Origin of the sequence: Margalitia sp. FSL K6-0131 (genome assembly GCF_038008735.1) — a bacterium.
Classification (GTDB): Bacteria; Bacillota; Bacilli; order Bacillales; family Bacillaceae_C; genus Margalitia; species Margalitia shackletonii.
The window spans coordinates 4,674,856-4,701,258 of sequence record NZ_JBBOZS010000001.1; the positions used below are offsets into that span (position 1 = coordinate 4,674,856).

General features: G+C 36.4%; 25 protein-coding genes. 11 read left to right on the forward strand and 14 right to left on the reverse strand.

The features are described from left to right. Positions 1-119: 119 nt before the first annotated feature. The 11 genes from NSQ59_RS22870 to NSQ59_RS22920 all read right to left on the reverse strand — a co-directional run bounded on the left by NSQ59_RS22870 (position 120) and on the right by NSQ59_RS22920 (position 11,988). Positions 120-974: a metal ABC transporter permease gene (locus NSQ59_RS22870; protein ID WP_055742323.1), complete on the reverse strand. Its 855-nt coding sequence runs from the start codon at positions 972-974 to the stop codon at positions 120-122. Next, complete coding sequence (locus NSQ59_RS22875; RefSeq protein WP_055742324.1) at positions 899-1,627, reverse strand: metal ABC transporter ATP-binding protein; 729 nt, start codon at positions 1,625-1,627, stop codon at positions 899-901. Before NSQ59_RS22875 ends, NSQ59_RS22870 begins: the two co-directional genes overlap by 76 nt. Before the next feature lie 186 nt (positions 1,628-1,813). After that, positions 1,814-2,755, reverse strand: coding sequence for a metal ABC transporter substrate-binding protein (locus NSQ59_RS22880; RefSeq protein ID WP_055742325.1), 942 nt, complete (start codon positions 2,753-2,755; stop codon positions 1,814-1,816). A gap of 85 nt (positions 2,756-2,840) precedes the next feature. Further along, positions 2,841-4,037: a GTP-binding protein gene (locus tag NSQ59_RS22885; protein ID WP_280513098.1), complete on the reverse strand. Its 1,197-nt coding sequence runs from the start codon at positions 4,035-4,037 to the stop codon at positions 2,841-2,843. A gap of 345 nt (positions 4,038-4,382) precedes the next feature. After that, positions 4,383-5,156, reverse strand: a complete 774-nt coding sequence (locus NSQ59_RS22890) for a class I SAM-dependent methyltransferase (RefSeq protein ID WP_055742327.1) — start codon at positions 5,154-5,156, stop codon at positions 4,383-4,385. 204 nt (positions 5,157-5,360) lie between these two features. Further along, positions 5,361-6,866: a DHA2 family efflux MFS transporter permease subunit gene (locus NSQ59_RS22895; protein WP_055742328.1), complete on the reverse strand. Its 1,506-nt coding sequence runs from the start codon at positions 6,864-6,866 to the stop codon at positions 5,361-5,363. A 426-nt stretch (positions 6,867-7,292) separates the two neighbouring features. After that, positions 7,293-8,552 (reverse strand): group II intron reverse transcriptase/maturase, encoded by a 1,260-nt coding sequence (ltrA, locus tag NSQ59_RS22900; protein ID WP_055737770.1) that lies wholly within the window; start codon positions 8,550-8,552, stop codon positions 7,293-7,295. A 601-nt stretch (positions 8,553-9,153) separates the two neighbouring features. Then, entirely contained in the window at positions 9,154-10,107 is a 954-nt protein-coding gene (gene lipA, locus NSQ59_RS22905) for a lipoyl synthase (protein WP_055742330.1), read from the reverse strand. Between the two features lie 12 nt (positions 10,108-10,119). Continuing rightward, positions 10,120-10,884, reverse strand: a complete 765-nt coding sequence (locus NSQ59_RS22910; protein WP_235950830.1) for a lipoate--protein ligase family protein — start codon at positions 10,882-10,884, stop codon at positions 10,120-10,122. A gap of 128 nt (positions 10,885-11,012) precedes the next feature. Beyond that, the gene (locus NSQ59_RS22915) at positions 11,013-11,498 is read right to left on the reverse strand and encodes a CBO0543 family protein (RefSeq protein ID WP_055742332.1); all 486 of its coding nucleotides are present in this window, start codon (positions 11,496-11,498) and stop codon (positions 11,013-11,015) included. Beyond that, a complete protein-coding gene (locus NSQ59_RS22920) occupies positions 11,491-11,988 on the reverse strand; it encodes a CBO0543 family protein (RefSeq protein ID WP_055742333.1) in 498 nt (165 codons plus the stop codon). The genes NSQ59_RS22915 and NSQ59_RS22920 overlap by 8 nt, the downstream gene beginning before the upstream one ends. A gap of 319 nt (positions 11,989-12,307) precedes the next feature. Here NSQ59_RS22920 and NSQ59_RS22925 point away from each other — a divergent pair, with 319 nt between their 5' ends. Further along, positions 12,308-12,760: a DUF3231 family protein gene (locus NSQ59_RS22925; RefSeq protein ID WP_340832853.1), complete on the forward strand. Its 453-nt coding sequence runs from the start codon at positions 12,308-12,310 to the stop codon at positions 12,758-12,760. A gap of 265 nt (positions 12,761-13,025) precedes the next feature. Beyond that, complete coding sequence (locus NSQ59_RS22930) at positions 13,026-14,006, forward strand: DMT family transporter (RefSeq protein ID WP_055742335.1); 981 nt, start codon at positions 13,026-13,028, stop codon at positions 14,004-14,006. 162 nt (positions 14,007-14,168) lie between these two features. Here the strand turns inward: NSQ59_RS22930 and NSQ59_RS22935 are convergent, their stop codons facing one another. After that, positions 14,169-16,004: a PAS domain-containing sensor histidine kinase gene (locus NSQ59_RS22935; RefSeq protein ID WP_055742336.1), complete on the reverse strand. Its 1,836-nt coding sequence runs from the start codon at positions 16,002-16,004 to the stop codon at positions 14,169-14,171. A gap of 607 nt (positions 16,005-16,611) precedes the next feature. Between NSQ59_RS22935 and NSQ59_RS22940 the strand changes: the two genes are divergently transcribed. After that, positions 16,612-17,724 carry a 3D domain-containing protein gene (locus NSQ59_RS22940; RefSeq protein WP_340832854.1) on the forward strand — a complete coding sequence of 371 codons (1,113 nt, stop codon included), beginning with the start codon at positions 16,612-16,614 and terminating at the stop codon, positions 17,722-17,724. Between the two features lie 130 nt (positions 17,725-17,854). On the opposite strand, the gene NSQ59_RS22945 is transcribed toward NSQ59_RS22940, so the two are convergent. Further along, positions 17,855-18,520, reverse strand: coding sequence for a Dph6-related ATP pyrophosphatase (locus tag NSQ59_RS22945; protein WP_340832855.1), 666 nt, complete (start codon positions 18,518-18,520; stop codon positions 17,855-17,857). A 186-nt stretch (positions 18,521-18,706) separates the two neighbouring features. Between NSQ59_RS22945 and speD the strand changes: the two genes are divergently transcribed. The 6 genes from speD (at position 18,707) to bioB (ending at position 23,206) form a co-directional block, all read left to right on the forward strand. Continuing rightward, positions 18,707-19,525: an adenosylmethionine decarboxylase gene (gene speD / locus NSQ59_RS22950; protein WP_055742339.1), complete on the forward strand. Its 819-nt coding sequence runs from the start codon at positions 18,707-18,709 to the stop codon at positions 19,523-19,525. 108 nt (positions 19,526-19,633) lie between these two features. Next, positions 19,634-19,759, forward strand: coding sequence for a YjcZ family sporulation protein (locus NSQ59_RS22955; RefSeq protein ID WP_152982461.1), 126 nt, complete (start codon positions 19,634-19,636; stop codon positions 19,757-19,759). A gap of 136 nt (positions 19,760-19,895) precedes the next feature. Next, complete coding sequence (gene cidR / locus NSQ59_RS22960) at positions 19,896-20,783, forward strand: cidABC operon transcriptional activator CidR (RefSeq protein ID WP_055742340.1); 888 nt, start codon at positions 19,896-19,898, stop codon at positions 20,781-20,783. A gap of 170 nt (positions 20,784-20,953) precedes the next feature. Then, positions 20,954-21,472: an acyl-CoA thioesterase gene (locus tag NSQ59_RS22965; RefSeq protein ID WP_055742341.1), complete on the forward strand. Its 519-nt coding sequence runs from the start codon at positions 20,954-20,956 to the stop codon at positions 21,470-21,472. A 68-nt stretch (positions 21,473-21,540) separates the two neighbouring features. After that, positions 21,541-21,912 carry a hypothetical protein gene (locus tag NSQ59_RS22970; protein WP_235950599.1) on the forward strand — a complete coding sequence of 124 codons (372 nt, stop codon included), beginning with the start codon at positions 21,541-21,543 and terminating at the stop codon, positions 21,910-21,912. A 316-nt stretch (positions 21,913-22,228) separates the two neighbouring features. Beyond that, positions 22,229-23,206 carry a biotin synthase BioB gene (gene bioB / locus NSQ59_RS22975; RefSeq protein ID WP_055742343.1) on the forward strand — a complete coding sequence of 326 codons (978 nt, stop codon included), beginning with the start codon at positions 22,229-22,231 and terminating at the stop codon, positions 23,204-23,206. A gap of 344 nt (positions 23,207-23,550) precedes the next feature. Here the strand turns inward: bioB and NSQ59_RS22980 are convergent, their stop codons facing one another. After that, positions 23,551-25,218 carry a hypothetical protein gene (locus tag NSQ59_RS22980; protein ID WP_340832856.1) on the reverse strand — a complete coding sequence of 556 codons (1,668 nt, stop codon included), beginning with the start codon at positions 25,216-25,218 and terminating at the stop codon, positions 23,551-23,553. Between the two features lie 252 nt (positions 25,219-25,470). On the opposite strand from NSQ59_RS22980, the gene NSQ59_RS22985 reads away from it, so the two are divergent. Together NSQ59_RS22985 and NSQ59_RS22990 are read left to right on the forward strand one after the other, a co-directional pair. Next, positions 25,471-25,884, forward strand: coding sequence for an NUDIX hydrolase (locus NSQ59_RS22985; RefSeq protein WP_321198488.1), 414 nt, complete (start codon positions 25,471-25,473; stop codon positions 25,882-25,884). Between the two features lie 127 nt (positions 25,885-26,011). After that, complete coding sequence (locus NSQ59_RS22990) at positions 26,012-26,302, forward strand: hypothetical protein (RefSeq protein ID WP_055742345.1); 291 nt, start codon at positions 26,012-26,014, stop codon at positions 26,300-26,302. Positions 26,303-26,403 lie beyond the last annotated feature (101 nt).

Below are 26,403 nucleotides of genomic sequence, written 5' to 3' on the forward strand. Positions count from 1 at the left end.
GAAAATGAAAATGGCTGTTTCATTGTAAGTTTATCTGTTAAATCTGTCGAAAAAATAAGGAACCGGCTCAGCCGTATGTATACGATATTGGCATAAAAACAGACTAGTCAGATGGATGACTAGTCTATATTTTTTAAAGGATTCTTCCTTCGTTTTCTCATTCTAATTATATAAGTAGCTATTTTTTGAATGCTAAATCCTAATAAGAGGATGATAACTAAAAGCAATGTAATAGTGGCGCCAGGAGGAGTTCCAAGGTGGTAAGAAGAAACTAATCCGATAAAAACACTACCTAAAGCTACGAGAATAGCAGTGATAAAAACATACTTAAAACCTTTCGCTAATTTAATCGCGAAGGAAGCCGGGAGCACTAATAGGGCGGAAACTAATAAAACACCAATAGTTGGAATAATAACGGAGACCGCAAGACCTGTTAGGATGCTAAACGATAAGGATAATAGATTCGTATTCACTCCACTTGAATGGGCTGTATCTTCATCAAACGTCATTAAAAATAATTGCCTCTTAAAAATAAGAAAATATAATAGCACAAGGAATGTTACACCTATTAAAACATTTACTTGCTCACTACTAATCGTGACGATCGATCCAAATAAATACTGCTCTATATTTGGGCTCATCCCGCCATCCGTTACACTCATTAAAAATAATGCAAAGGATAAACCTGCCGCCATTAAAATAGCAATCGAAACTTCGGAATAAGAATGATAAGACCGGCGCATATATTCAATTCCGATGGCACCAATAATAACAATCAACATACTGGAAAACGTTACATTGGAATGAATAAAAAAGCCAATCGCCACACCCGCTAAAGAAATATGCGATAACGTATCAGCCATCAAAGCCTGTCTTCTTAACACAAGAAATATTCCTATTATAGGTGCGATGATAGCAATGAGTCCGCCTGCCCAAAATGCCCGTTGCATGAACTCAAGGTTAAACATTTCCATTCTCCGTGTTCTCCTTTCTCGAGATGTATGACTTTATCAAAGCTAGCACCCGCTTCTTCCCCATCATGTGTTACCATAACAACCGTTCTTTTATGTTTTTTTACTTGATGGCGCATGAATTCGTAAAAACTTTGGCGACTTTCATAATCCATTCCAGTTGTTGGTTCATCTAAAACTAATAAATCTGGTTCTGTAGCAAGAACTCTTGCGATACAAATTTTTTGCTTTTGCCCTCCAGAAAGGGCACCAATTTTTTTATTCCTAAATTCCCACATTCCCACCATTTTCAAGGCATTTTCTACTAATATATGGTCTTTTTCCGTTAGTCGTTGATACCACTTCTTTTCTTGAAATCTGCCAGAACGAACTAATTCAATAACCGTACTAGGAAAACCGACATTAAAAGAGGCAATTTGTTGTGGCACATACCCAATTTTTAATGGATCTCCTGAGCTGTTCTTTTTACTTATAAATACATTTCCAGACCATGGTTTAATTAATCCAAGCATCAATTTAAGCATAGTCGATTTGGAGGCGCCATTAGCCCCTGTTATCCCTACAAATTCTCCTGAATCTATTTCAAATGAAATTCCATTTAATGTTGGAAAATGAGAATAGCCAAAAACAATATCATCTAATGCTGCTAGTTTCATATTTTTGCATCCTTTCTATAACACTTAAATCTATCATCAGGAAGAAATATTAACTATTTTCTCTGTAAAAAAATATATTGTTGGTCAATCTACCTGAATATGTTTTAATGCCGAATAACAGCAAAAGAAAAAGTAGATTGACCAACATTTATATTCTAAGCCTGTGAATATCTCTCATTAGAGTTATTACTCATTCAACGTTTGTTTTAGGCTTTTTAAATTCTCTTCCATTACAGAAATATAATCCATTCCTTTTTTCTGATCTTCTTTGCTTAACCCTTCTAATGTATTAAGCACTTCAGTCTTAGCCCCGATTTCTTTTGCAAGTGTTTCGGCAACCTTTGGAGAAGTCAATTCCTCATAATATATAACTTTTAAATCATGCTTTTTAGCGAATTTTTTCAGCTCCGCCAGCTTTGCCGGGCTAGGTTCTTGATCTGGAGACAGCCCTGCAATTGGAACCTGCTTCAGATGATACTCTTTGGCAAGGTAGCCGAATGCTGCATGTTGTGTGATAATTTCATTTCTCTTTACATCTTTTAATTCCGTACGAAATTTATTATCAAGTTTATTCAATTTATTTAAATATTCATTACTATTTTTTTCATAATAGCTTTGATTTTTAGGATCTGCTTTTACTAATGCTTGCGTAATGGTTTTCACTTCTTGCCCAGCAAGCGCAGGGCTTAACCATACATGCGGGTCCATTTGGCTGCCGCCTTTTGATTCCTCATCCCCAACACCCTTCATTAAGGAGATTCCATTACTGGCAGCAACAAACGTCGGACCATTATTTCCTAAGCTATTCTTTATATTTGGGACCCATGTTTCCAAAGAATCACTGTTATATACTAGAAGCTTTGCATTTTGAATGTTTGCTACATCCTTTGGTGTTGGCTCCCAATCATGCGGTTCAACGTTCGCCGGGATTAAAAGTTGTACATCCGCCTTATCCCCGGCAACTTTCTTTGTAAATTCATACATTGGATAAAAAGTCGTAACTACCTTCATTTTCTTATTTCCATTGTCTTTTGCCTTATTCGTGTCTCCGCTATTGGCACATCCTGCGAGCAAAAGAATAAATGTACAAAGAAGCACTAACACTTTAACATTTTTTAAATAACGCATTACTATTCTCCATTCTATCATGATATTTTAAAAATGTAATCATTCCGATTTATACCAACTATTATTTTCACTTTCAAGCATATCATTACATCTGCTCCGTTATTATCCATGAAAATGGATCTACCAATTTAGTCCAATCCTGTTTTATTTCCTCCTCTGTAAGTAAACATTGATCCAGAGATGCTAGGATTTCTTCTTGATTCATGTCAATTCCGATAAACACAAGCTCTGTTTTTCGATCACCATATTGCGAATCCCATTCCTGTAAAAGTTCAGGCTCGCTTTCGAAATAATAAGATTGTTCCTTTTCAGAAAGTGAAGCAATCCAATACGCAACCGGACTAAGTTCAATGGATGGTCCGGCTTGTGATAACAACAGCGCAACGTCGTTTCTTGTAGCACACCATACAATTCCTTTTGATCTGACAATTTCAGCAGGAAGATTCTCTATCCAAGTGCAAAATCGCTCAGAATGAAATGGAATGTTACTTCGATAAACGAATGAACTGATCCCATATTCATCTGTTTCTGGAATATGTTCCTCTGCTTCCAATTCTTTTAACCATCCAGCAGATTGGCTAGCTCTTTCAAAATCAAATAATCCGGTATTTAGTATTTCTGATGGACTAATTTTTCCATGTTCTATTCGAAGTAGTTTAGCCTCAGGTTGAAGCTTTCTTAAGAAATGCTCTAATTGTTCCAGCTGGTCGTTTTCAAGTAAATCGCATTTATTCATGATAAGGACATCGCAAAATTCAATTTGGTCAATAAGTAAATCAGCTACTGTTCTTTCGTCACCCTCGCTGACATTTTGCAATCTATCCAATAATGAATCGCCTGAAGAGAAATCCTTCCAGAATCGATTAACATCGACAACCGTAACCATTGTATCTAATTTACATAGATTTGTTAAATCAATCCCTAATTCCTCATCTATGTATGAAAAGGTTTGAGCGACAGGTACTGGTTCACTAATACCCGTTGACTCAATCACAATATAATCGACTTCCCCATTTCTCGCCAATTTTTCCACTTCAATCAATAGATCTTCTCTTAATGTACAGCAAATGCAGCCATTTGATAATTCAACAAGCTTTTCTTCTGTTCGGTGAAGTCCCCCTCCTTGCTTTATGAGTTCTGCATCAATATTAATTTCACTCATGTCATTGACAATGACAGCCACTTTCAAGTTCTCTCGGTTTTGCAAAATATGATTCAAAATAGTTGTCTTTCCTGCCCCTAAATATCCGCTTAATACTGTTACTGGTATTTTACTCATTATGTTTCCTCCTTTTTAAAATGTAATGATTACGATTTAGTGAACAAAAATAATATATCCTATTTGTCTTCTTGAATATTCCAAGCAATCCAAAACGAATTCATTACGATTTACAATCTACTTTTAAACTTTCCACCATTAATATGTATGAATTTCACTTAATATACATAACTATAATTCAAATCGTAATGATTACGTTTTTATATTGTAGATGATACATTAGCTTGCGTCAACTCTTTTTTTTCTTTTTCATTTTAAGCAAGCTTGAACGATCCTTTCCAAACTTTTTTACCAATGCCCCCAAAAAAACCGGTGCAACAAAATATGAATGCACCGGTAGGATAATATTTAATTTTTTAAAGCTTTCAAAACAATTGCTTCCCCTTTGAATGAAACAACACGACTATTTTCCACTTTTATAGCAAATTTAGCCTTTATCTCTTCGGAAGCATTTAATATAAATGAATTTAAATGCTCTTTTTCTTTATCTGATAAATTCATTCGGTTGCACCATGGTTCAAAAATAAACACTTTCTCAAAGCGGTGCCACTCTCCTACTTCAAAACCGTTATCTTCTAGCATCTGAATCCACTCTGATTTTTTCCAGGCACGAAAATGGCTGTAATCACGTATTTTTTCTATCGTATTATAAAATTCATCAAAAGCTTTTTCCTCTGGTGCAACATTATCGTCCAGTAAGAATTGACCATTGTTTTTTAATACCCTATTAACCTCTGAAAGAAAATCACGGATATTCGGAAAATGATGCGGTGCAATTCGGCAAGTTACAATATCAAAAGTTTCATTCGCAAATGGTAATTTCTCAGCATCCCCTTCCATGAACTGAACATTATGATGCCCATTGCCTTTTATAAATTTTTCAGCAGCAGCTAGCATTTCCTTTGTTAAATCAAGTGCCGTTACACTTCTCACACGGGATGCAAATGCATTAGCCGTATGCCCCCCGCCTGTTGCAATATCAAGCAGTTCTTCCTTACCCGTAATGCTTGCCATTCCTACTAGCTTCTGAAGATCATTCCCATCTTTATGCTGTTTACTTTCCACATAGGACTGCGCACTTTGCCCAAATTGTTGCCTGACATCCTTTTTTGTTTGCTCCATTCTTTATCCCCTCCGGCCTTTCTTCGTTACTATATTTTTACTATAAGACAGAAGGTACTTTATGAAAATGTTCGATTTTTAATGTTTTAACATAAGAAAAAGTTATCTTATAGGAAAACAAAAGCCTACCTCTCATCAAAGATGGGGTAGGCTTTATTCGTATGATGTTGATTAATTTCAAAACCGGCAATGACTTTTCAATGATTATTGAACTCCGACTATTTTCCTTCTTGGCTTTCTTACCCGATTAGAAATCGTATCCTTCTGAGGGGTTGTTCTCCGGATAAAAAAGGATAGAAGAAACGCAACAATGGATAAGGCGGTCGCTACCATAAAGGCATCATTAATTCCCATGACCATACCTTGATGCTCTGCAAGTAAAAAATGTACTTTATCCGATTTCAAAATATGTTCTTGTATCATAATATCTTTCATATGACTAGCACCTTTATTCGTCATAATAGAGACGAAGAATGCCATCCCGACTGCTCCGGCAATCATTCTAAGTGTATTAACCATTGCCGTACCAAACTTATTTAAATTGGATGATAATTCATTTAAACCAGCCGTAAAGATTGGCATCATCACTAATGACATTCCCAGCATTCTTATCGTATACACCGTTACAATATAGGTGAATGTCGTGGTTACTTCCAGCCTTGTAAGAGCAAAAGTGGTTAATATCGTAATTGCGAGACCGATAACCGTTAACCATTTCGCACCATATTTATCAAATAATTTTCCGGTAATCGGCGACATAATTCCCATCACAATTCCGCCAGGCAAAAGCATAAGTCCAGACAAGAGCGGTGAAAATCCACGTACATTTTGCATATAGATCGGCATTAGTATCATACCGGAGTACATTGCCATTGTTACGACAACGTTAATAACGGTAGTAAGCGAGAAAATTTTATAGCGGAAAATTCGAAATTCCAGGATAGGTTCTTCGACCACCCATTGTCTCCATACAAACAAAATTAAGCTGATACCGCCAATAATGAACATGCTTATGACATCGGCTCCACCCCAGCCATTTGTACCTGCTGTTGCAAATCCATATAAAATTCCGCCAAACCCAATGGTGGATAAGATTACACCTATAACATCCAATTTCGGGCGACTCGTTTCTGAAACATTTTTCATAAGAAAAATCGCAATGATAAAGTTCAAGAGCGCGAATGGAAATATGATAAAGAATAAAACTCTCCATGAATGACTTTGGACAATCCACCCGGATAATGTAGGACCGACAGCAGGAGCAAAGTTCATTGCTACACCAAATAGACCCATTGCAAAGCCACGGCGCTCAGGTGGAAATAAAATAAAAATCACATTCGTAATTAATGGAAATAAAATTCCTGCACCAACAGCCTGCACTACTCTTCCGATTAAAATAACAGAAAAATTCGGAGCAATGCCGCAGATTAATGTACCTATTGCAAATAAACCCATAGAGGTAAGATAAAGCTGTCTTGTTGTAAAACGGTTCATTAAATAAGCCGTAATAGGGATAACAATTCCGTTTACAAGCATAAAAATAGTAGTTAACCAGTCAGCTGTTGTCGCAGAAATATGAAGTCTATTCATCATCTGTGGCAAAGCAACATTGATTAACGTCTGATTCAAAAAGGCAATCACAGCTCCAATTAGCATCACAGTAAAAATGGGACCTGTTCGAACCGAACTATTCATTTTTGTCGTATTCATTTTTGTTTCTGTTCCTCCTTGATGTTGTATATTTTTTTACTCTTATAAGTTGAGTTAGTGTCATTGCTGTAAATTCACCAGGTATTGCTATGTTTTAAAATAAAATTCCATTTTCTAAGATGAGTTTGGGTTACATAATAATAAGGTTGATAAGAACCAGCAAATGATAATGTTTGAGGAATGCATTTAAAATACCCGCCAAGAAGCGGGAATGCATTTTTCCATGATTTGAATAATTACAATAGATTAGTAGATTAATATTTGTAAGTACTAACACAATGTATTGAATTTTACATACCTTCAAAAGATTTGTCAAGCTAAAATTACGAATTTCGAAATACTTTTTATTAAATCGAGTAGGAGGAGGTGACTAACCCCCGACCTCTCACACCACCGTACGTACGGTTCCGTATACGGCGGTTCCATTTATGTCTGACGTAGTTGAGAATATCTCACATAAAGACTCTTCAGCCCTCGCATCTCCCAATAGGAGTTTGTGAGGGTTTTCTGTAGGATTGGGCTTCTGGCTATTCTCCAATATTTCTTTCTAGAGTTTCCCCATTCGTATGCCTTCTCTTTTGGAATCCCTAATCCAATGAGTTTTCTTACTTTGGTTTTTGGTTTCTTCCATTCTTTCCATTGGCACATTCTGAGACGCCTTCTAATCCATTCGTCTAATTCTTTGAAAATAGTGGGTGTATCTGCTAATGCATAATATCCGCACCAGCCAATCAAATATTGATTCAGCTTCTCTATTCTATAATCCATTGGAATTGGTTTTGACCTTGAAGTTAATTCTCGTATCCGTTTCTTGACACGTTGAATACTTTGGTTTGACATCCGCACCTTCGGTTTCTTATGAAATGTGAAGCTAAAACCTAAAAACTTTCTTTTCCAAGGTCTGTCTACAGCTGACTTTTCTCGATTCACCTTTAGTTTTAGAGTAAATTCAATGAAAGTAGTAATCGAGTCCATTACTCGCTCTCCGGCTCTTCTCGATTTTACGTAGATATTACAATCATCTGCGTATCGGACAAACTTGTGCCCTCTCTTTTCTAACTCTTTGTCTAGTTCATCTAGAACGATATTGGAGAGTAAAGGACTTAATGGTCCACCTTGGGGCGTACCCTCCTCGGATTTCGTTATGACTCCATTAATCATAATGCCAGACTGTAGATACTTCCGAATTAGTGATAGGAGCGTTCTGTCTTGAATCCTTTTGGATAGAGTCCGCATTAATCTATCATGATTGACTTTATCAAAGAATTTCTCCAAGTCCATGTCGACTACCCATCGGTATCCCTCTTCGATATATTTCTTCGCTTGTCTAACACCGTCATGACCTCGTTTGTTTGGTCGAAAACCATAGCTCTGTGTTGAAAAAGTCGGGTCGAAGATAGGGGTTAAAATCTGAGTAATCGCCTGTTGGATGAAACGGTCTGTCACGGTTGGGATACCTAATAACCTTACTCCACCGTTCGGTTTTGGGATTTCAACCCGACGGACAGGAGAAGGTTGATAAGTACCCTCCATTAAGGATGTTTTAAGTGTATCCCACGTTTCGAGAATATGTCTTCGTAGGTCTTTTACGGACATATTGTCTACTCCATGACTTCCTTTGTTCTTTTCTACTCGCTTTAATGCCAATAAAAGATTTTCCCGTGACAGCATTCGTTCCATTAACATTGAGATTTATCCTTTCTACGTGAACAATACATTCTCATTAAGTGGGTTCTTTACTAAGCCCTCCCGAAGTCCCCCATGGAATTCACCATTTCTTCCTTTCAGGTAGGTTCCGTAAGAATTTTCTGCTTTCATACATAAAGAACCGTTTGCCGAGTGTTTGTTCTCCTAAAATGGTTCAGTCCTTCCTTGATTCTCTCGAGCAAACCAAGTACTACGACTTCGGCTGACTTCTGATTGTTCAGCTATCCATTACTAGATAGGTTACCAAGTGTACTTGGCGTATCAACCAGACCTCCCCGGGTAAGAGTGCAATCTTTCCTTCCATCTATCTGCTTCATTTACTTTGTATCACCTTCGGCAGAAAGGACTTTGTTTTGTATTGCAAACTCATCCAATGATACCTAGCCTTGTATGAAGTTCGTGTTCCTCAGACCGGAAGTTTGCCGCTCGCTTCCTTCAGATTCCGCGTCACCACGGACACCCTTGCGTTAAGCTAACTGCTACTTCTGCCTTCACAGTTCGGGACTTTCACCCTAGAGACTACACCCATGCCGGGCGCACAATGAAAAATCGAATGGTAAAACCATTCGATTTTTTTCCGTCAATTTGAAAACTGTGATTTATACTGGCTAATTACCAGATCAGGCTCTAAGTTTTCTCCCTGCATTTGTCTTAAACGTGCAGCTTTGTTCACTTGCTCATCTGCATGATAGCTTGAACGAACGAGTGGACCTGCCTCACAATGTTTGAAACCTTTTTGCAAGGCAATTTCCTTTAATTCTGCAAATTCATCTGGGTGTACATAGCGTTCAACTTTAAGATGTTTCTTAGTAGGCTGTAAATATTGACCGATTGTCATAATATCTACATTATGTGCCAGTAGGTCATCCATTGCTTGAATGATTTCCTCTTTCGTTTCACCAAGTCCAACCATAATACTTGATTTTGTTGGTGTATTCGGGCTAATTTCTTTTACTCTTTTCAAAAGTTCTAATGAACGTTGATAAGTTGCTTTAGAACGAACTCGTTTTGTTAATCGCTCCACTGTTTCGATATTATGGTTAAAAATATCCGGTTTTGCATCCATTAATGTTTTCAAGCTTTCGTAATCACCTTTCATATCTGAAGGCAGCACTTCTACCGTACAAGATGGAACACGGCGTCTAATTGCACGAATCGTTTCAGCAAAAATAGCCGCACCTCCATCAGCAAGGTCATCACGTGCAACAGCGGTAATAACGCAATGGCGCAATCCCATTACTTCAACAGATCTAGCTACACGTTCCGGTTCTTCCCAATCTAATTCAGTCGGTAACCCAGTTTTCACCGCACAGAAGCGGCAGCCGCGTGTACAAAGATCACCAAGGATCATAAAGGTTGCTGTTTTTCGTACCGCCCAGCACTCATGGATATTAGGACATTTTGCTTCCTCACAAACGGTATGCAATCTTTCTTCGCGCATCATTTTTTTCAAACCGGTATAGGTTTTGTTTGTGTTTAATTTAATTTTTAACCACTCAGGCTTTCTTAAGTATTCATCATTTTTGTTAACCACTATGTACACTCCTTATCGATAAAAGGTATAACTATCTGTTGCATACTTTTCTGCCATTAGGCTTTGAGCTTCATCAATCATTTGTTGTGGTGGTTCATATGGAGTTAATTCGATATTCAGCCCTTTTTTGAAGCCATTTTTAAAAGCGTCTTTAACCTCTTCCAGTGTTGCTTTTCTGCCCAAAATTTGATTAATCGAGACAGCTTTGTCTTTAAATGCGTTTTTCGCTCTTAGCTTTACTTTTTCATTAGGGAAGATAAATAGATTATATAAAGCATCTTCATCCATCTCCATTGGAATCGAGCCATGCTGTAAAATGACCCCTTTTTGTCGGGTTTGGGCACTTCCTGCAGCCTTTTTCCCGCCAATTTCTAATTCATACCATGATGCTTCCTCAAAACAAACAGCTGTCCCCGTTTTCCCTATCGGGGCATCCGGTATCGCTAATTCAGCTGAAATACCAAGTAATCGATAACCTTCTAACAACCCTTGGGACAAGACCCGATAAGATTCAATGATAGAAGGCGACATTTTTTTATGTTTTTCACTAATAATAACAGAGTAGGTTAACTCCTTGTCATGCAATACCGCGAGACCCCCGGTCGGACGCCTGACGATGTCAATTCCCCTCTCCTTTGCGGCAGAAACATCGATTCTTCCAACTGTTTTCTGAAAATGTCCCAGTGATAATCCCGCCGGCTCCCATTCATAGAAACGAAGCACAGGTGGAATCTCCCCTTTACTATGCCAGTTAAGAAGAACCTCATCCATTGCCATGTTAAACGCAGGAGAGCTTATCCCAGTATCAAGAAATAACCATTCTTCTTCCAAGGTTTTTCCCACTCCCATTCTTTAATTGTGTCCCTTTTTTAAACAATTTTAGTTTAACATTCTCCCCATCTTTGTCAACGGAATCCCTTACTTACATTATTTTTCTTGTTAAACCATTTATAAAATAGATAGGAAAGAAGAAGAGTGAGCATGATGGAGATCCATGAAGTGTACCATGTCCAATGAATATATTTAACCAAGTCAGTATAGCGTAATATTAGGACTTCAACTGGTACTAATATAGTAGGAAAGGCAAAAACATAAAAGATTTTCCACCAAAAACCTTTTTGGGTTGGATAATGGATATTAAAAAGAACACTAATCACAGGAAAGGCAAGAAACTCAAATGTAAAGCTTGTCCGTACCGCATGAGCAAAGAAACGACTTGGATATTCAATAAGCCCATATTGGACAACTGCAAGTCCAAGAATCCAGGCTGGAAGCTGCATAAATAAAAAGCTAACCCATGCATCACGAATTTTTTGTTTGGGAACAAAAATAAAAAGCAACAGAAAGGAAATAATCCATATTAATGTCTCAATGATGATGTTCCTATTCATAGTTCACCATATTACGCTCCTTTGATTTCTTAAAAAACCATTTTGTAAACCATAAGGACCCTAAATTAAATATCAATGCCAGAATAAATTGGTTGAATACGCTCCAATGAATGTATCTCTTCATATCCGTAAATTTTTCAACTGAAAAATCATATATACTAATGAAAATAGTAGCCCCCAGAACAAATATACATTGGATATACCGATTTCGATGATATGGAAAAAGAAAATAATAAAGTACAGAAAAGACCGGGAAAATAATAAAATCATTGAAAAAGTTTTGTGTCGTTGCCTTTGGAAACATCCGAAAAGTGCTTTTTACCAAATCATATTCAGCCAAAATAACCCCTGCTCCCCACGTTAAGCTTTGAAAAAAAATAAAATTTAACCACGCTTCCCGCATTCGATTTTTCGGCACAATGAGGAAAAGAAGAAAAATGACGATGATAGAAGTGATGATAATCCATAAAACATTTTTAGAGAAAACCATAAATTATCCTCTGCCTTCTTTTTATAGTTACTATGTACATTTTTCACAAAAATAGTATTTGTGATATGCCCCCTTTTTCATACAAAGATGTAAAAACTGTTGTGTCCAATAAGTGTTACCTAGAAAAATTAAAACTCATTAATTAAACTTACATTTTTTAACACAAAAGGAACGAATAATACAAATTAATATGAAAATACTTTTCAATAAGGAGGTCACATTTTATGACAAATCTTTTTGAATCAACCAAAGACTTTTTCAAAACTCTTATTGATTGTGAGGAGAAAAATCCACTTCATGTCGGAGAAGTTAATAGTCTATGGTCCTTTTGACCATGTTAGAAGAGGGAATTAGTGTTTATCAAATTGGCTTAAACACAACAAATGATGATGATTTAATACATGCATTAAAAAATGGCGAGCAATCATCAAAGGCAATTTCAAACCAATTAAGAACTTTTTTTAAAAAAGAAGGAATTCCACTTCCCGATACCTCAGAGGAAAAGCCAAAGTCAGATCCAAATTCCATTCCTCTTGGGGTAAAGTATACAGATGAAGAACTAGCTAATCTGGTTTCTGTAAAAGTGGCAGCTCAAATTACATTAATCGGACAAGCATTGGCTATGTCAGTCAGAAGTGATTCATGTGAGTTATTATTACAAATTCAATATGAACTTTTAAAGTACGGTTCCTCTTTTAAAACTTTAATGAGAAGAAACGGTTGGATAAAAGTACCTCCGTATTATTATACTCCCGGAGCTCCTGGCAGTTGATATCCGCCATATTTCCAAATAAGGGAAAAATTTTAATATGTAAATATTAGTGATAAGTCTCGCGGGTGCTGTTGTCTTCCGTGAGACCAATTTATTCCTCAGCATAAAATCCACGCTAATTCACCATTTCACATAAAGTGTACAAAGCCATCTATATTTATGAGAATATTCAAACTTCCCATTGAATGAACATCAAAATTAAGATATATTTATATAATATTATCGTTTAGGTTACCGAAATTGTTACTAATTAGAGGTGTTTATATTGCGACCGATTTTTCTTGGCATCTGTGCTGCCTTCTTTTTTGCGTTTACTTTTATTCTTAATCAGGCGATGGACTTATCAGGGGGAAGCTGGATTTGGAGTGCGTCGCTGAGATATATATTCATGGTCCCATTTTTAGTATGTATTGTAGGAATAAAAGGAAATCTCAAGGAACTTTTCCACGAATTAAGAGTACGTCCCGTCAGCTGGCTGCTATGGAGCTTTGTTGGATTTGGACTTTTTTATGCACCTTTATGCTTTGCTGCCGCTTATTCACCGGGTTGGCTTATTGCAGGAACATGGCAGATTACGATTATTTCAGGTGCCCTGCTCACTCCGCTTTTTTTTGAAACAGTGGAGACTATCAACGGCCCGGTGAAGATTCGAGGAAAAATTCCGTATAAAGGATTGGTCATGTCGCTTATCATTTTATTAGGAATTATTCTAATGCAATTAGAGCATTCCAAGCATGTTTCCCTTGAAAATGTTCTGCTCGGAGTAATACCTGTTCTCATCGCCTCACTAGCTTATCCGTTGGGAAATCGAAAAATGATGGATATTTGTATGGGACGTTTAGATGCGTATCAGCGTGTACTAGGCATGACTTTGGCTAGCTTGCCTCTCTGGATTTTATTATCTGTCTATGGAGTTTTTACCGTTGGGCTGCCTAGCTTCGGCCAAACCATTCAATCAGGATTAGTTGCCATCTGCTCCGGTGTTATTGCAACTGTTTTATTTTTCAAAGCAACCGATATGGTAAGAGGAAATATGCAAAAACTTGCTTCTGTAGAAGCTACCCAATCCATGGAAGTGCTTTTTACCTTAATCGGAGAACTGCTGTTTCTATCCATTCCAAATCCGTCTCTTCTTTCGTGGTTCGGAATGTTTGTCGTGATTGTTGGGATGGTAATGCATAGTTATGTGGCACAAATTACGCGTAAAAAACAATTCCTTGGAGACCATCGAAACGTTGGAATATAAAAAGGAATTCAACAATCTCATCAAAGGAAATTTAAAAAGCTTGGTTCTGCCATGGACCAAGCTTTTTATACGTAAGTTTTTTATCTTGTTACTACCAAACTAAAAGCACAAGGCTATCTTGTGCTGTATGTCATTTTATGGAGTTGTTCTGGGTGGGAATGTTTAGTTTAGCGGCAAGATAATTTCAATGATCGTTCCTTTCGAGTCGCTCCAAATATGAATAGTGCCATGATGATTTTCGATGATTTGTTTAGATATCATGAAACCGAGTCCCGTGCCATTTTCTTTTGTTGTAAAAAATGGCTGTCCAATCTTTTTCAAAAGCTCCTTTGGAATACCGAATCCTGTATCTTTAAATAACATTTTTACTTTATCTTGACCATGTTCTTTTAATTCAATTGTTATATTACCGCCGTCAGGCATGGCCTCAATGGAATTTTTCAACAGGTTAATAAATACTTGTTTTAATTGATTCTCATCACATTTAATCTTGAGATTGTCACAATCGTAGTTGGTGCTGATCACAATATTTTTCATAATGGCATGTGTATCAATCAGCGCTTTCACATGCTCAATCATTACGGCTAATTCTTTTATTTCAAACTTCAAATCCTGTGGCTTGGCAAGGACTAATAGCTCTGAAAGAATAATTTCGATTCTGTCCATTTCAGATTCAATAATATTAAAATAATTGGAATGAGTTTTTAACTCTGATTGCATAAGTTGAAGGAAACCTTTGATAGCCGTTAATGGATTTCTTACTTCATGAGCAATTCCTGCAGCCAGTTGACCAGCAACAGATAATTTTTCAGAATGCAACAGAAGCTCCTGTGTTTTTTTGCGTTCCGTAATGTCACGAATAATAATATGTTTGACCGGATTATTTCGATAGATGGTCGTAATTCCTTTCATTTCCACATCAACTTCGCTTCCATCCAAGCGGATAAGCCTATATTCGATGAAGTCTTCTCCATCTTCCTCCAGATTCATTCGTTTAGATGCAATATCATGATAATCGGGATGTATGATATCCAGTAGTGATTTTTGTAATATTACTTCCTTTGTACAAGCTCCCAGTAAATTCACACCGGTATCATTGATAAACAGAATTTCATTTCCGGCTGCTAAAATAGCCGCATCCGGTGCATTCTCCACTAAATTCCGGTAGGTTTCTTCCCTTTTCTTAACATCATCTTCTGATAATTTTCTTTCCGTAATATCTCTAATAACACTAATTACTTCTGTTACTTCATCTGTTTTTGGGTCTCTGATAAGCTTGAACAGAGATTCTACCCATACATAATTTCCATTCTTTTTACGCATTCGAAAGGTCGTTCTTCCATTTTCACCTTTGCTGATAACATCACTACGGTTTTTCATAACTCTCTTTTTATCATGATAATGAACATACGAAAATTTATTCTGGTTAAGCAACTCTTCAGGGGTATAGCCAAGAATGTGCTCGCACGAAGGGGAAAGGTAAAGAAAATTCCCATCCAAATCTGTTCTTACAATTATGTCCAGTGAATTTTCTGTCAATAATCTATGTATATCCTGTTCTTTACGATTTTTTGCGTTTTTTTTCTTTATTGCCGTGATATCTCTAGCGACTCCATATATTCCAACTACTTCATTATTCACAATAATCGGCAGGCTCGTAACATTTAAAAAAACCTGATCCCCGCTATTTTTGGTAATTTTATAATCATTGTTTTGGATTTTCCCTTCAAAGGCATCATGAAAGTTTTGAAAAACTCTATGTAAATCATCCACTGGAACAAGTTTTTGGAAAGTCATTTCCGCTAAATTGTCCGCTTGAATTCCGAGAATCCTTTCACATGCAGGATTCACTTTCATAAAATGACCATCTAAATCCAGAGCATATATTGCATCCTCATTCTCCATAAAAATTGTTTCGTATCTAGGCATGTTTTCTTTTAAATACTTTTCTAGTAAAAGCCTTTTTTCCTTTTTTAAAGCATTAATAGAACTGTCCATCTTTCTCTATTCAGTTCCTTTCTAGTGAATTTATAAGAAAAGCAGAAGCACCCTGCTTATCGGCGTACTGATTTCGTAGTCGCTCACCTCGAGATAAAGGAAACCGTGCTGAGGTAGTTCACGAGCTGATGTTTTACCCGCAGGGAGGAGACGGAGAAATCCGCTAGCCCATAGGCGCTGTAGCTAGACAAAGTCTAAACTTATACTTTCTTATTACTATAAAAAAAGAATCGAACTATTAACAACATGTTTTTTAGCCCTCTTATAAAAACTTTTCGAGCAGATTCTACCAGAATAAATAAATGTTCTGACTTCCTACAACTACGAGTTAGCTGTCTGTTCAAGTAGGTTGTTCAACAAATTGAAGTAGAAAACTTTCGAACCTATAAGCTTTATCCTTAAAAATATACCTTTATCTACTAAGGAGATTGCACATCCACTATTTACCTTAATTGTAGATTTCGATTTCTATTTAATCAACTTATTTATTAGTCTTCATTGCTATTATTTACCTATGACATTTAAAAGTAATAAAGAGTAATAGTTCTGTAATCTTGCCTTAACCTTCTTATGTTATAACTTAAACTACGGAATAGGAGGTTACCCTATGCAAATAATGAAAAAAGGCATTGTGGTATTAGCCACCGCTGCACTTTGTTTTTCTGTTACGGAAATAGCGGCGAATGCACAGACTAGTGTGGATAGCTTACATAACATGCAAAGAAATTTACAAAGCAATCAACAAGCTATTACGGAAAAGGAAAAAGAACAGCAAGAGGTTAATGATGAACTGAATAACGTAAAAAATGAATGGGAATCCCTTCAGTCTTTAATTCAAAAAAACAAAGATGAAATTTCAACGATTGAGGATAAAATCAGCTCTGTTAACAAGGTCATTGAAGAAAAGAAAGAAGAAATCGTCCAGCTTGAAGATCAAGTGTTGGCACGAAAAAATATCATAAAAAAGCGATTAGTTGCTTTTCAAAAACGGGGCAAAATCAACTTTGTCCTAGACGCTCTCTTAAATGCAGAAAGCTTCGATGATCTCGTTAACCGAATTAGTGCTATATCCACCCTGCTTTCAGCTGATAGCGAAATATTGGATCAGCAGCAGCAGGATATTAAAAAAATTAAAAACGATAAAAAAGAAATTGCCAAAAAAGAAGACGAATTAACGACGGAACGAAAAAAACTAACAGCAAGCCAAGAAGAACTTCAAGTGAAACTTTCATCCAAGCAAGAAGTGATTAATACACTTCAAGCAAAATATAAAAATATCAATCAAGACCTCATGCGGGCGAAACAAACAAAATCTAGTCTATATTCTCAAATCAATACTATTAAAGAAAATATTCGTAAAGAGAGAGTAGCTGCAAAGGCAAGAATCCAAGACGATCAACGAACGGTAGTTTCAGACCCACAGCCTGCCGGTGGAACAGAATTGTATATGAACGCAACAGCCTATAGTTATCAAGATACTAAAGGACATATCACCACACTGGGATACGATATTCGTAAAAACCCTAATATGAAATTAATTGCAGTTGATCCAAATGTCATTCCTCTAGGCAGCAAGGTCTGGGTGGAAGGATATGGTGTTGCAATCGCAGGTGATACAGGCGGTGCCATTAATGGACATAGAATTGATATTCTCATGCCATCCCACAAAGCGGCCGTGTCCTTTGGACGCAGAACGGTTAAGATAAAGATTTTAAACTAATGATGAATGAAAAATGAAACGGAATAACCTTGATAAAGGTTACTCCGTTTTTTATTTATATTTTCACATCAATATTGTTCCTCGTATAAGTTTGTCTATTTCCCCACATATTCTTCAGAAAAAATCCTCTTTAATCAATAATATCTACATAATAAAAACGTTTATCTGCTATTCTGCTTTCCCCTAATGTATGCTTAATCGGAAAAGAGAAAATTGGCCCATCAAATACAAATGTGTGGTATTCCCCATTTTCACCGCATATATCTGCGTTCAATGGATAGTCTTCGATGAATTGCGGGTCAATTTCATGTCCAACAAATGCTGGATCCAATTGTTCAGAATCCACACATGTCAATCTTGTTCGAAAGCCTTCTGCTAAATACTCTCGAATTAAATCATTTGGCTTCTCACCCCAGATAGGGAAAATTGGTGTTAATCCTGTTCCTTCCAACATTTTTTCACGATATTCTTTTACATCCTTTAAATAAATATCCCCAAACATAATATAATGGATTCCAGCTTCTTTTATTTGCGCTACTGCTTCTTTCATCTTTTGTTGATATATTTCATTGCTGCAATGGCTGGGGATTCGCACTTTTCGGAGTTTTACTCCTAATGAATCTGCTTGCTTTTCAAGGAATTCTTCGCGAACCCCATGCATAGATGTCCGGTTGTAATCATCCGTAACAGTTGTTAAGAGTGAATCAATTTCCCATTTTCCTTCCTTTATCAATCTATTCATTGCTAATGCACAATCCTTCCCCCCGCTAAAAGAAACCACGATTTTCTCTTTCATTACGATTTCCCCTTTTCTTTGATATAAATTAAATTTAGCATATCTTTTTTAAGTGCGAAAAAGATTAAAGGGTTAGGATGAAGGTTTGTTAATATCGCACCTTCTCCCCCTGGCTTCCCCTTAATTTAGCATGATTTCCCCATCATTGGGCAATATAAAAATATTTATAATAAGGGGAAATGCATAATGAATTTAACACCTGAACAGCGAATTGAACTGCATGGCTTCAACAATCTGACTAAATCGCTTAGCTTCAATATGTACGATATTTGTTATACTAAAACGAAAGACGAACGTGAAGCATACATTGCTTACATTGATGAACAGTATAATTCCGACCGGTTAACGAAAATACTTAAGGCTGTTTCGGATATTATTGGGGCGCATGTTTTAAATATTGCTCAACAGGATTATGTACCACAGGGTGCCAGTGTAACGATGCTTATTTCAGAGGGGCCAGTTGTAGAAGTGCCGAATGAATCTTTTTCTGAGTCACCCGGTCCATTGCCTGACTCCGTTGTCATGCAGCTGGATAAAAGTCATATTACCGTCCATACCTACCCGGAATATCATCCGGATGAAGGAATCAGCACCTTTCGTGCCGATATTGATGTATCTACATGTGGAGAAATTTCTCCTCTTAAAGCATTAAACCATCTTATTCATTCCTTTGATACCGATATTATGACCATTGATTATCGTGTTCGGGGATTTACACGAGATAAAACTGGTCATAAATTGTTTATTGATCATGAAATTAGTTCGATTCAAAATTACATACCTGACAATATAATAAACCAATATGACATGATTGATGTGAATGTTTACCAAGAGCATATTTTTCATACAAAATGCAAGCTCAAGGATTTTGATCTTAATAACTATCTATTTGGATATACAAAAGATAAGCTAACATCTGCTGAGATTGAACATATTACAAAAAAATTGCAAACCGAAATGGATGAAATTTTTTACGGAAAAAATATGGATGACGGGTTTTATTAAAAGACTCAAATACTTTCACCTATATTCCCATTATTCAGCACACGTCCATACAAAAGAAATAGTTTCTACATACAATATAACAATCCTGTTTGAATGGAGGTGCTTATAATGGGATTTTGCTGTAATAGAGGATATAGTTATGCTATGCCAGTGGGCGGTGGAGGCAACATGTTTGTATTAATAGTCGTATTGTTCATCTTGTTAATTATCGTTGGTGCTGCTTGGGTTTGTTAACATCACACTACCTCCTTTATAAGATGAGGCGTCAGTTTGACGCTTCATTTCCATTTATAAAGGACTAAGACTTTAAAAACATTGCGTCGATAAGTAAAATATTATTTATACATTTTATCCAGGCAGGTGTATCTATTTGGACATCAAGCATTTGCAGTATTTTATCGAAGTAACGAAATATAATAGCTTCTCGATTGCAGCGGAGCATTTATTTATTACACAGCCCACCATTAGCAAAATGATCAAGAACCTTGAAACAGAGCTGGGTGTTTCTCTCTTTGACCGCTCTCGGAAGCAATTAACATTAACAGATGCCGGCAAAGTGATATTAGAGCAAGCAAAGTTAGTGGACCAGGCTTTTCATAATTTAGAATCGGAATTAGATAATCTCTTAGGTCTTAAAACGGGGACCATCAGAATTGGACTTCCCCCTATTTTTGACGCGCATTTTTTGCTTAAATTTATTGGCCTTTTTGCTAATAAATATCCAGGTATTACCTTTCAATTAACAGAGGACGGATCCAAAAAAGTAGAGGAGGAAGTTGAAAACAATTTACTGGATGTTGGCGTTGTTGTGCTTCCAACTAATAATGAAATTTTTAACCATTTTTCCTTTATGGAAGAAGATTTAAATCTCATTTTGCATCCTTCTCACCCGTTAGCAAATCGCGAACAAATCGATTTAATAGAGCTTGCAAATGAATCCTTTATTTTATTTAATAAGGAATTTGTTCTGCATGACCGTATCATCTCTTCTTGTCACAGTGTAGGATTTGATCCAAAAATTATCTCTAAAAGTTCTCAATGGTCCTTTATTGAAGAAATGGTTTCTTGGAATTTGGGGGTCTCCCTTTTACCGGAAAGTCTGTGCCATCAATTAAATAAAAAAGTCCGATCAATAAAGGTTGTAAACCCATCCATAAGCTGGAATTTAGGAATTATATGGGCAAAGCATCAGTATCTTTCCTTCGCAGCTCGCGAATGGCTCACCTTTACAAAAAAGGAACTCAAAAAAGGAATATAAGTTGTATGCCTTTTCATTATGGTTGGAAGCATTTACATAGATAAAAGCTATATTACACATAAAATATATCCATTTTACTTACATAACGATGCGGCTTACAATTTTATAGTAGGCTAAAAACCTTTCTGGTATTTCATCTTTGGATTCCAAACAAGAAAGGATGTTGTAATATGAACGCAAAAAAAGTGAAAGAAAGCCGTATCGTAAATACTGCACAAGTTTTATCTTGTGATTTAAATAATTATAATACATTATTCGGCGGAATTTTAATGAAAAAACTAGACGATGCCGCCACACTTTCTGCACGCAGACACTCTAGAATTAAAGAATGTGTTACTGCATCAACCGATTCGATTGATTTTCTTTGCCCTATTCATCAAACAGACTCCGTATGTGTGGAGTCATTTGTTACGTATACAGGAAGAACGTCTATGGAGATCTTCTGCAAAGTCATCGCGGAAGATATCATGACCGGCGAACGCCGAATTGCAGCAACCGCATTTTTAACCTTTGTTGCATTAGATGAAAACAAGAAACCAGTGGAAGTACCAGGTGTAATACCAGAAACAGAAGAAGAAAAATTCCTTTACAATACAGGTAAAGAACGTGCCGAAATACGTAAATTAAGAAGACAAAAAAGTAAGGAATTAGCAGGCTACATTACTATTAACAAGCCATGGGATAACTAAGAAAAGCGTAGGCGCTGGATCTAGACATAGTCTTCATTAGTTAAAAAATATTTTAAGGAGGATGGATGATGCTGACACTAACAAGCCTTGATGAGTTAAAAATTGCAAAAGAGGCATTAGCAGAGCTTCAGACTTCATACCCTGAGCTTTACGAAAAACTCGTTCATGTTGTTAGCTTTACTAGAGCATTGCAATTTAAATATCAGTACATGGGCAGTTTATTGATGGATGAAGATGCAAGTCGTTATACTCCTCCATTTGTCCAAGGTTCTGTTTTACGTTTATATAAGAAAGAACTTCAAACATTGAAGGATGATATTGATTTTCCGGTATTAAAGAAAACTTTTATAAATATAAAAGGCATCGGATATTCCCGAATTAGTTTATTGATCTTAGGGAATTCACCAGAAAGAATCGTTGGGGCTCCTATTATTAAATAAATCCCCTTTTCACGAATTTCCTCTTGTAGTTCTTTTGCCTCATATTGTCATATAGATAGATTTCAAAGGAGATTCCCCACATCCCTCCTACTTTGAAAAGCAGAGACATTTTGTTCTCTGCTTATTTTTATTTCCACTTATAGGTAATAGGATATATGTTATCTCAATCTTAGATTTGTGGGTTTATATTGTGATTGAATAGGTTAACATTAGATATAATAATGTTAACCTATTTTTATATAAAGTTGACATTACTTCTGTTTTTCCTTTATTCTATAGAAGCATATGGTACTTTCAGATGGAAAGGGGAATACAGATGGATTGGAAACTATTAGGGAGTCAAGTTTTAGATGGGTATGAATTAACGGATAATGAAGCGCTAGCCATTTTAAATTGCCCGGATGAGGATCTATTGGAATTACTCCATGGTGCTTACCAAATAAGGAAGCATTATTATGGAAACAAAGTTAAGTTAAACATGATTATTAATACAAAATCGGGACTTTGCCCGGAAAATTGCGGTTACTGTGCTCAATCGATTATTTCAAAGGCACCGATTGAAAAATATGCCTTGGTTGACAAAGATACGATTGTACAAGGTGCTAAACATGCCGCTGAACTCCAGGCTGGAACTTATTGCATTGTTGCGAGCGGACGCGGACCAACCAATCGGGAACTGGATCATATTGTTTCCGCTGTAGAAGATATCAAAGCGAACTATCCACTTAAAATTTGCGCATGTCTTGGTATTCTAAAGCCTGAACAAGCATCGAAACTGAAGGCAGCAGGTGTGGATCGATATAATCATAATATTAATACTTCAGAGTCTCATCACACATGTATTACTACCTCACATACATATCAGGATCGTGTTAACACGGTGAATCTGGTCAAGGATAGCGGCATTTCCCCTTGCTCCGGCGTTATTGTTGGGATGAAGGAATCAAAACAGGATGTTATAGATATGGCAAGAAGCCTTAAAATCCTTGATGCCGATTCCATTCCAGTAAACTTTCTTCATGCTGTCGAAGGTACACCTCTTGAGGGGGTAAATGAGCTTAACCCCAGGTATTGTTTGAAAGTGCTCTGCCTCTTCCGTTACATAAACCCTTCGAAAGAAATTCGTATTTCCGGAGGACGTGAGGTTAATTTAAGGAGCCTGCAGCCTTTAGGTCTTTATCCAGCCAACTCTATATTTATTGGAGATTATCTTACAACAGAAGGACAATCTGCAACGGCTGATCATCAGTTATTAGAGGATCTTGGGTTTGAGATTGATGTAGTTGCAAATTAATAGTTAAGTTAGTACGGATGGAACTAATCACCATTTTTTGATCCTCATTTACTTGTATGAAGGATAATTTGTTTGTTTTCTTCTTGGTTTTGTCCTTCATCCACTTTATGAAGGACATTTTTGTTTATTTTCTTCTTGGTTTTGTCCTTCATTCCCTTTGTGAAGGACATTTTTGTTTGTTTTCTTCTTGGTTTTGTCCTTCATCCACTTTTCAAAGGAAATTGCATGGGATCTTCTTTTTGTCTGAAGAAAATTTTTTATAAATCATCTATTTAGCACTTTTTACTTTTTATTTAATGTACAAAAAAGGAGCATCTTTTGCTTTAGATACTCCTTTTTTTATTTTATTTTAATATTTTAAACTCCCCATTAATAGAAGCGATCGTTTCATTCGTATCAATATACTTAAATTCAACGACAGAACCTTTCTCCAAAAAGATTGAATACGGAAAATCCGTTGATTGTACAACAAAGATTTTCTCACTGCCATCCACCATGAATTTGACCGTTGTACTCTGTGCCGTTTCAGCTTTGTATACATGAGTAACGGTTCCTTTTAACGATTTAAGCAGCGCTTGATCTGTTGGTGTTGCAACATCGTTTCCTAGTTTTGTGGCAATGGCATATTTATAGTTATCAAATAAGGCTCGTTTGGAGTCCTCAGCGCTATATACCTTTTCATCTTTTGCATTAATAAGCATCATTTCTCTTAACACATGATTCGAATCCATTAACGGAACTACCCATGTGAATTGACCATAAATCGAATATAGAATAGGAGTGCCCGCATCATATTTATTTGCCCTGAAGGTTTTTTCCGCAACGTTCATGGCTGATTTCCCATTTAGGAGGCCATTCCCTTCTGTATAAAAGGTGAATTTCCCGGTACGTGCATTTAAAATCGAATAGCTAACCATTGAACCGCTTCCTGATTTTGGACGGGTAAAGTCCGTAAACCAATGTAGTTGCAGGTCTTGATTGAATACACCGTTTACTTCGTCGACACCCTTCCATTGGGTCGGAACCATCACATCCTCTTGGGAAAAGTGCGAATTCCAAAAGCCGTGAACATATTTGCCATACCATTCATTCCAATCTTCTGCAACGCTTGTTGGAATAGCGTGATCAATAAAGTCCGGCAGGTTTGCAAGTGTATATTCCTTAGTCTTTCCTGTAGCAGGGTCGACTAAATAAATTCCTTGAACATCGACAATATTTCTAAACTTTTTGTACTCCCCATATGGAATAACATAGTAAGGGTGGTCTTGGTCGTCTGGCTCGAAGCTGACATCCAATAATATTTTATCTTTGTGCAAGCTGCGGACATGTCTTTTGACATTTTTTCCAAAGAATGCAGATGGCACATATGTCATTTTTGTCTTTATTAATTGTGCTTCTGCTCTTTCATCCTCCGCACTCATTTTGATATATCCGGGAACCTTCTCCCCTTTGATCCATTTGAAAAACCCAGTGTATTCGATTGGTGTTACCCAATATAGATGACCATCCATTTTTTGAATGGTTGAGTCTCCTAGGTCATAATAGGATGAATGCTTTAACTCCCCTATTAATTTTTCGCTGCGGTAACGGGCATATTTTTCCGGTACAACCGGAATATGCTTTTCATCGATGGATGCATCTATTTTGGATACAGTTTTTACTTTTGCTTTGACAAACTCGTATTTGTCGTTCGTAATCGTAATTGGATAGATAAAACTGAAAAATAAACCTGCAATAATGAAAACCGCTCCAATAATCGGCGTTATCCTTGCTTTCTTCGTTTGAGCATATAAAATGTCCAATAGTAGAAAAAAACCTAGTATATATAGACCATAACTAATGAAAGCTTGCAAGGTATGATCAACTAACCCAAAATAGGAAATGCAAAAAATAATCGCAAGACCGAGTAATAATCTAATTACTTGAAAAGAAATAAATGATCTTTGTTTATAATGTACTCTCCATATAACAGGATTCCATGTTAGAGCTAAAACAGACAGCAAATATATCATGATGTTCCCCCCATTTATTCATCATCCATTATTATAAAAACACATAGATAATGAGTATACAAGATAACAATACATACGATTAACATTGAAAAAAGTTTCACAAAGTGCCTGACACCATAAATGGACATGTCCATCACGTATGTACAGTATCTGACATCAAGTTTTGAAAGCAGTAATGCAATTCCATTGACGAGTAAGTGTAAATTAATTGAAAATAATAAATTACCTGCATCATATGGAGGAGTTGTGATTGTGAAAAATCAAATGATAGTAGCTGTTAAAGGAATTATTATAAAGGATGGAAAAGTGCTAATTATTAAGCGGAATAATCACGCACGTGTCGGAGGAGGAACCTGGGAATGCCCTGGCGGAAAGGTTGAATTTGGCGAGGATTTGGAAAGTGCTATGAAAAGAGAGGCAAAAGAAGAAGCCGGATTAGAGATTCAAATTAACAAGATCTTATATGCAACAAGTTTTCAAACAGATCCAACAAGACAAGTTGTGCTCATTACATACCTATGTCATTGCGAAGCAGGTGATATTCTATTATCAGATGAACATTCTGAATATCTTTGGGCAACAAAAGATCAATTAAAAACATTGCTTCCGAAAAATATCCTCGCTGATTTTGAAAAAAATGATATATTTACTTTACTAAAATCATAAAAAGAATTTTTATCATCTGTAAGACAATATAGACATAAAAAAATAGAGTATGAAAAGTTGCAAAAAGATTTTTTAATCCATCCTATAGTAATGGTATAATTATCCTAAAAAGGAGAATTTCAATTCAATGAGTTCAATTTTGAGGTTATATAAAATAATTATTGGTTTAGTGGAGTTATTCTTTAGTATTCCTTTTTTAGGCGGAGCTATCATTCTCGCTCATGCCTGGACGCCGTTAGGCACATTGATTGTGTTTCACTTTATCGGCTTAATCATTGCTTTTGTAGCCAATAGAGCAAAATCCGCTTCCGTCTTCGGTATCATCGGAAATATCCTTGCATTTATTCCGGTTGTAGGAATGATCATGCATTTCCTGATTGGTGTGGTGAATCTGTATCAAGGGATAAGGGATAAATAATTGCCGCCTTTTGTCACAGATTTTCCGGACACACGTTCCGTTATTCCTTTGAAAAGCCCTTTTTTCATCATGTTAGAGGACACACATTCCGTTATAATATG